This window comes from Desulfitobacterium sp. PCE1 (genome assembly GCF_000384015.1).
In the GTDB taxonomy this organism is placed as follows: Bacteria; Bacillota; Desulfitobacteriia; order Desulfitobacteriales; family Desulfitobacteriaceae; genus Desulfitobacterium; species Desulfitobacterium dehalogenans.
On the sequence record NZ_KB913023.1, the window covers coordinates 1,628,476 to 1,634,619 of the forward strand.

Here is a 6,144-nt window from a genome sequence, read left to right on the forward strand (position 1 = left end):
CATCAGGTATTACCCGGAGGTTTGGCGGAGCTGTTAAGAAAGCGAGTTGACCAGCCCTGGAGCTATGAAGAGAGCGTTGTGCGTAAAGCTACCCGACCCGGACAACACATTTCACCCTAGATCCGCCGATATTTCTTAAGAAGCAAGGTATTCAAAATTATGAACAACACGGAACAGGCCAGGATAATCCCCAAATCCCCGGCGATGACCGCAAAACCGCTGCCCTTGATCATCACTGCGGTCAGCGCATCGGCTATATAATAGAGAGGCATAGCGTAACCCACGACCTGCATCCCGGCAGGCAGATCAAATAAACCGGAAAAGAAAACCTGGGGGACGATAATCAGGGGGATAAACTGAATCATCTGGAACTCATTATTAGCCAGAGTAGAGGCCAGGATTCCCAAAGTCAGAGCGATCATGGCCGTCAGGAGGGTAATGAGCAGAATCAAAGCAAAGGAACCGATCATCATCACCTTGAGGACATAGACACAGTACCAGGAGATGAGGAAGGATTGCAGGATCGTAAAAAGACCGAAACCCAGGACATAGCCCACCACGATCTCCCAGCGTCGGACCGGAGTGGAAAGAAGTTTCTCCAGGGTCCCTGAGGTTCTCTCCTGCAAGAAAGAAATTCCCGAAACCAGGAAGACAAAAAAGAAAATAATAAAGCCGATTAAAGTTGCTCCAAAGTTATCAAAACTTGGCAAATCCTCCTGGCCATAGACATAATTGACCTCAGACTTAAGATCCGGCCTGGAGAGCACAGCGGACATTTTAGCCTGCTCCAAAGCGGCCAGAGCGACTTTGGCCTTGGTGGGATTGCTGCCGTCCACTTCAATCGTGGATTTCCCGCCGCTGATGCTGATCGTGGCAATGACTTCCCCCTGCTCCAGAGCCCGGCGGGCTTCGCTCTCGCTGTACCGTAAGCCTCTGACGTTTTGTTCCTCAAGTCTATCCTCAAATCCCGCCGGGGCATTGATTACGGCCACATTCACCACAGGAACGGTATCGGCCAGAATAAAATAAACCAGGGTGAGGAGAAACACAGGGGCTACCAGCATCAGAGCCAGTGTGCGCCGGTCATGCCGCAATTGATTTAAAATCCGGAAGGCTAAAGCTCTAACTCTCATCGTGCTGTCCTCCATAATAGATGAAAGCGTCTTCGATGCTGTTGACTCCGATCCTCTCCTGAAGCTCCCGGGAAGTGCCCTTGGCGATCAGGCGCCCACCCCTCATCATAGCCAGGCTATGGCATTTATCCGCTTCATCCATCACATGGGTTGTGACCAAGATGGTAACCCCCTGCCCGGCCAATGTGTTCAATTCTGCCCAGATATCTCTTCTTAAGAGAGGGTCAATTCCTACCGTAGGTTCATCTAAAACTAAAACCGGCGGATTATGGAGAATGGCAATAGCCAGGGAGAGCCGCCGTTTCATGCCGCCGGAAAAAGCCTGAACCGGTTTGTAGAGATGTTCCGTAAGATTGACCAGCTCCATGACTTCAACCGTCCTTTTTTTGATCTCTCCCTTGCTCATTCCGTAAATTGCTCCGAAAAACTGCAGATTTTCCACCGCAGTCAAAGAACCATAGAGGGCATCGGACTGGGCCATATACCCCACCTTGTTCATTAAGCTCAGCTGGGGCATTTTCTCACCGAGGACATACGCTTCCCCTGAAGTAGCTTCCAGGATTCCGGCGATGATTTTGACGACGGTGGTCTTGCCGCAGCCGGAAGGGCCAAGCAAGCCATAAATCTGACCATGGGGAATTTTCAGGTCAATATCTTTGAGGACATGCTTTTTGCCAAAGAATTTATTCACATGCTGCACGACGACGCCATGGGGATCTTCCGGACCGGGAGAATTCTTTTTGCTCTTATTCTGTTTCATCAGTGTTTTCAGCATCTCTATTCCCCCTAAAGGCAAGCCTATTTATTGAACAATGAGTTGATTATTTTCCTGATTTGATTATAATCAAACCATAATAAGCCTTCAAGAGACAAAACAGGGCCTTATGACGGTTAATAAACATTTTGCTTTAATTTGTTCATTTATATGCAAAAGTTTTAAGCAAAGGGGAGGAATCGCTCATGAATCCGAATGAAGACCGGCGCATTATCCGGACTAAAGAGGCCATTCGCAATGCTTTGGTTGCCTTGATCGAAGAAAAGGGATTTGACGCTTTATCCGTCAAGGATATTACAGCGAAAGCCAATATCAACCGAGGTACTTTTTACCTCCACTATAAGGATAAGTTTGATCTGCTGGATAAGACTCTGGAAGAGGTCACCAAGGATATGGAGAATATTATCTTAAAAATCACGACTCTCTCCACAGCGGATTTTGTCGATACGCGAATACCCTTGACAATCGTGGTCAGATTGTTTGAGTATTTCAATGACAATGCCTCCTTAATGCAAGCCATATTATCAACAAAAGGGAATTATGCTTTACAAACTCAAATTAAAAAATTAATGTGGAGCAATATATTCGAAAAGAATTATGTCACATTAATCAAAAAAGAAAAGCTATTGGTACCCAGCGAGTATCTGGTTTCTTATATCGCTTCCGCTCATTTTGGAGTGATACAGGAATGGCTGGATAGAGGACGGCGGGAAACACCGGAGGAAATGGCAAAAATTCTTGTCAACATCACCTTCCACGGCCCGCTCTTTGCAGCAGGAATCTTCACTTAAAAGCAAACGGCGGACCGGACTGAACCGGCCGCCGTTTGTTAACTTCTGTTTAGTTAAAAGGTTAAAAAGTGATTACCCGGGGAGCTTCGGTAAAGGAGGAGAATGTCGCAGTAGCATCTTTTAGGTAAAAGACGATGGTGTTGTCATCGTCCGCTTTATACATTCCCTGCAGGGAAGGGTAGGCGTCCAGCAGATCCTGCTTGGCTTCCAGACGGTCGTCCTCAACAGCCACCGCCGCTACCCGAATCCACTTACTGCCGTCGAGGACGGCGCAGATTTCGATTTTGGGATGGGTCTTTAACTGCCGGTAGACATCTTTGACCTTGCCCGTTTGAATATAGAGCTTGTTTTCAAAAATGTTGACGGTGCCGAAAGGCCGGACGCGGGGCAGATCGCCCTCTTGAGTTGCCAGGTAATAGGTTCCGCACTGTTTCAAAAACTCATAGACTTCCTGCATGCTTGAATCCTCCGTTTCTTAGGGATTGACGAGGAATCCCTTTATCGCTATTATTGAAACATGATGGGATAGTTAATTCAAGTACGATCATTTAGTATAGTAAGTCTAAAATAGGATACTGAGGAGAAGGTATGGAAAAAGATTTATATGGGATTTGCCCCTATGTGACGGCCCAAAAATTGCTTACAGGAAAATGGACTCTGCTGATCATGTACCATTTAAGCCTTAAGAATATGCGCTTTAATGAACTGCAAAGAGCCCTTCCCAGTTTGACCCAGGCGACTCTGACCAAGCAGCTGCGGATGATGAGCGATAACGGCTTGATTATTCGCACTGTATATGATCAGATACCGCCCAAGGTGGAGTATTCCCTCAGTGAGCTGGGTAAACGGTTCAGCCCGGTTTTGGATGCTATCCAGGAATGGGGAAACGAATATATTGACTTTCTGAAAAGCAAAGCCGGTACTTAAAAATCCCTGGCTTTGTGCAATGAAATCCTTGAAAGGACTTGTAATCGCTATAATAGTGACTCAAGTCCTTTATCTATTTCAGAAGGATAGTTGGCGTAGGAAAAAACACTTTTAAGAAGAATTTAAATGAAATTAAAGCCGCTTTTAAGAAATTTCTAAGAATTTTTCTTCCTAATTTTAAGAACTAAGTTTTATAATGTAGTTAGCAGTCTTCGTTAAACTTATTACTTAGTGAAAAGGAAGTTAAGAGAGATGCTAACTATCATTCAAAATACAGTTCGAAATGTCAAGCCGCTTTGTCTCATGCTGTCCATTCCACTGTTGAATATTATTTATGGTCTGCTTAATAATACTGACCGTGGGGTCTACAGCATGGTGACAGACCTTGATCTGCATACCCCTTTTTTGAAAATATTTGTTATACCTTATTTAATTTGGTATTTTTTCATATTCGGAACCTTAGTCTTCTTTTGCTTTAAGGATAAGAAACTCTACTATCGGACCCTGACGGCGGTAAATCTTGGCTTGTTGGCATGTTACGGGATCTATTTCATTTTCCAAACCCATGTTCCCAGGCCGGAGCTGGTTGGTCATGATTTTTTGACGAAGCTGGTTGCTCTTGTTTATAGCAATGATCAGCCCTATAACGCTTTTCCAAGTATCCATGTCCTCATGAGCTTTTTGATGATTAAAGGGATCAATAAGTACCAGGGTAAAAACTATCTGAATATGTCCATGGTGTATTTGAACGTGATCTTAATCATCTTATCGACTGTATTTATTAAGCAGCATGTTATTTTAGATGTTTTTGCGGCTATCGTATTAGGCAGTCTGATTTTCGATCTGGTTTTTTATGCGAATATAGAGGAAGTGTGGGCAAAGTTAAGGCTTAGGCTAAAGACCCCCAGCTTGGGGCTGCTGATGAAAAAAGAACAGAAATCTAACTCCACTTTCCGTGTGTGACAGTAAAATTACGGCAGGAAGCTGGAAAGTATAGCCTCGGGGACTGATTCCCCGGGGTTTTTCATTTCTTGGCTTACTAAGCACACTCAAAAGAGAAAGAGTTTAGTTTTATTCTATAAAAAATTAATAAATTCCCAAGAATTCTTTTGCTTATTGTTAAGAACTAAGACCTATAATGCATATAGCGGCGTTCTGGTGAACCTTTACCATGTGCAGAATGATTAAGGTTTATGACTAAGTGAAAAGGAAGTTAAAAGAGATGCAAACAATACTTCAGAACCTCAGGCCCCTTTGTTTAATGTTGTCCATTCCTCTTTTGAATATATTTTATGCTTTGCTCAACAATGCTGATCGGGGAGCCTATAGCCTGGTGACAGATCTGGACCACGCTATTCCTTTTTCAAAAGTCTTTATTGTGCCTTATATAATTTGGTATTTTTTCATTTTCGGAACCTTGGTCTACTTTTGTTTTAAGGATAAGAAAGTTTACTACCGGACCCTGTTGGCTCTTGATCTTGGCTTATTGGTATGTTACGGGATCTATTTTCTTTTCCAAACCCAGGTTCCCAGGCCGGAACTCGTTGGCCATGATGTTTTGACGAAGCTGGTTGCTCTTATTTATAGCAACGATCAGCCCTATAACGCCTTTCCAAGTATTCATGTCCTCTTGAGTTTTTTAATGATTAAAGGGATCAATAAGTACCAAGGTAAAAACTATCTGAATATCTCCCTGGTTTACTTAAATGCGGTTTTAATCATTTTGTCGACTCTCTTTGTTAAGCAGCATGTTATTTTAGATGTCCTTGGGGCTATAGTGCTAGGCAGTGTGATGTTTGACCTGGTTTTTTATGCGAATATGGAGGAGTTACGGGCAAGGCTCAAGAAACCATACTTATTATTGATGTTAAAAAGAAATCAGAAGTCTGAAATTCGTCTTCAGCAGGGTAAGGGGGTAAAGTGATTGAGGTGTGCTGTTGATGTGTTCCCGTGGACGTATCATGTGGAGTGCATAATAATGATGACATAGTATTCTTTGAGAAATACAGCAAAATAGATCGCTCTACAAAAGGGCTTTCCGGTGCGGGCGAATGGAAAACACTCCAAAAGTTACTTCCTGATTTTAAGGATAAGCGCGTACTGGATTTAGGCTGCGGGTTCGGCTGGCATTGTCAATATGCTATCGAGCATGGTGCCAATGCTGTCACAGGAGTTGATATTTCCGAAAAAATGCTGACGGTAGCAAAAGAGAAAACAGATTCGAAAATTCGCTGTATCCAGATGCCTATTGAAGATATCGCTTTTGGTGAAAACTCATTTGACGCAGTAATTAGTTCGCTTGCTTTTAGTTTGAAACTACGAACTAATGGTTATTTGAATTATCTGACCGATAAACAGGAATTTGTCATCAAGATAAAGTTTCTTTGCTGTAATGAAAAACGAACTTAACTAGAAATTTATCAATGAGGAGCATTCCTGTAGTAGTCAAAAATGATCTTTGTCAAAAAGAAGACCTCACGTTACAATTTGAAAGGACTGTTGGCCAACAGAATCCAAT

The 6,144-nt window shown here is 43.2% G+C and carries 7 protein-coding genes and 1 pseudogene; 5 read left to right on the forward strand and 3 right to left on the reverse strand.

Annotated elements, in window-relative coordinates:
- Nucleotides 1–116: 116 nt before the first annotated feature.
- Nucleotides 117–1,133: an ABC transporter permease gene (locus DESPCE1_RS0108125; RefSeq protein ID WP_019850127.1), complete on the reverse strand. Its 1,017-nt coding sequence runs from the start codon at nucleotides 1,131–1,133 to the stop codon at nucleotides 117–119.
- Nucleotides 1,123–1,908 (reverse strand): ABC transporter ATP-binding protein, encoded by a 786-nt coding sequence (locus DESPCE1_RS0108130; protein WP_019850128.1) that lies wholly within the window; start codon nucleotides 1,906–1,908, stop codon nucleotides 1,123–1,125. The genes DESPCE1_RS0108125 and DESPCE1_RS0108130 overlap by 11 nt, the downstream gene beginning before the upstream one ends.
- 185 nt (nucleotides 1,909–2,093) lie before the next feature.
- Between DESPCE1_RS0108130 and DESPCE1_RS0108135 the strand changes: the two genes are divergently transcribed.
- The gene (locus DESPCE1_RS0108135; protein WP_014793555.1) at nucleotides 2,094–2,699 is read left to right on the forward strand and encodes a TetR/AcrR family transcriptional regulator; all 606 of its coding nucleotides are present in this window, start codon (nucleotides 2,094–2,096) and stop codon (nucleotides 2,697–2,699) included.
- Between the two features lie 61 nt (nucleotides 2,700–2,760).
- Here DESPCE1_RS0108135 and DESPCE1_RS0108140 read toward each other — a convergent pair whose 3' ends face one another.
- Nucleotides 2,761–3,156, reverse strand: coding sequence for a pyridoxamine 5'-phosphate oxidase family protein (locus tag DESPCE1_RS0108140; RefSeq protein WP_019850129.1), 396 nt, complete (start codon nucleotides 3,154–3,156; stop codon nucleotides 2,761–2,763).
- A 131-nt stretch (nucleotides 3,157–3,287) separates the two neighbouring features.
- Between DESPCE1_RS0108140 and DESPCE1_RS0108145 the strand changes: the two genes are divergently transcribed.
- The 4 genes and pseudogenes from DESPCE1_RS0108145 to DESPCE1_RS0108160 form a co-directional block, all read left to right on the forward strand.
- Nucleotides 3,288–3,626, forward strand: a complete 339-nt coding sequence (locus DESPCE1_RS0108145) for a helix-turn-helix domain-containing protein (RefSeq protein WP_014793557.1) — start codon at nucleotides 3,288–3,290, stop codon at nucleotides 3,624–3,626.
- A gap of 252 nt (nucleotides 3,627–3,878) precedes the next feature.
- Complete coding sequence (locus DESPCE1_RS21230; RefSeq protein ID WP_019850130.1) at nucleotides 3,879–4,589, forward strand: phosphatase PAP2 family protein; 711 nt, start codon at nucleotides 3,879–3,881, stop codon at nucleotides 4,587–4,589.
- A gap of 259 nt (nucleotides 4,590–4,848) precedes the next feature.
- A complete protein-coding gene (locus DESPCE1_RS21235; protein ID WP_019850131.1) occupies nucleotides 4,849–5,550 on the forward strand; it encodes a phosphatase PAP2 family protein in 702 nt (233 codons plus the stop codon).
- 44 nt (nucleotides 5,551–5,594) lie between these two features.
- A pseudogene (locus DESPCE1_RS0108160) lies at nucleotides 5,595–6,002 on the forward strand (class I SAM-dependent methyltransferase); the annotation flags it as partial.
- Between the last annotated feature and the right edge of the window lie 142 nt (nucleotides 6,003–6,144).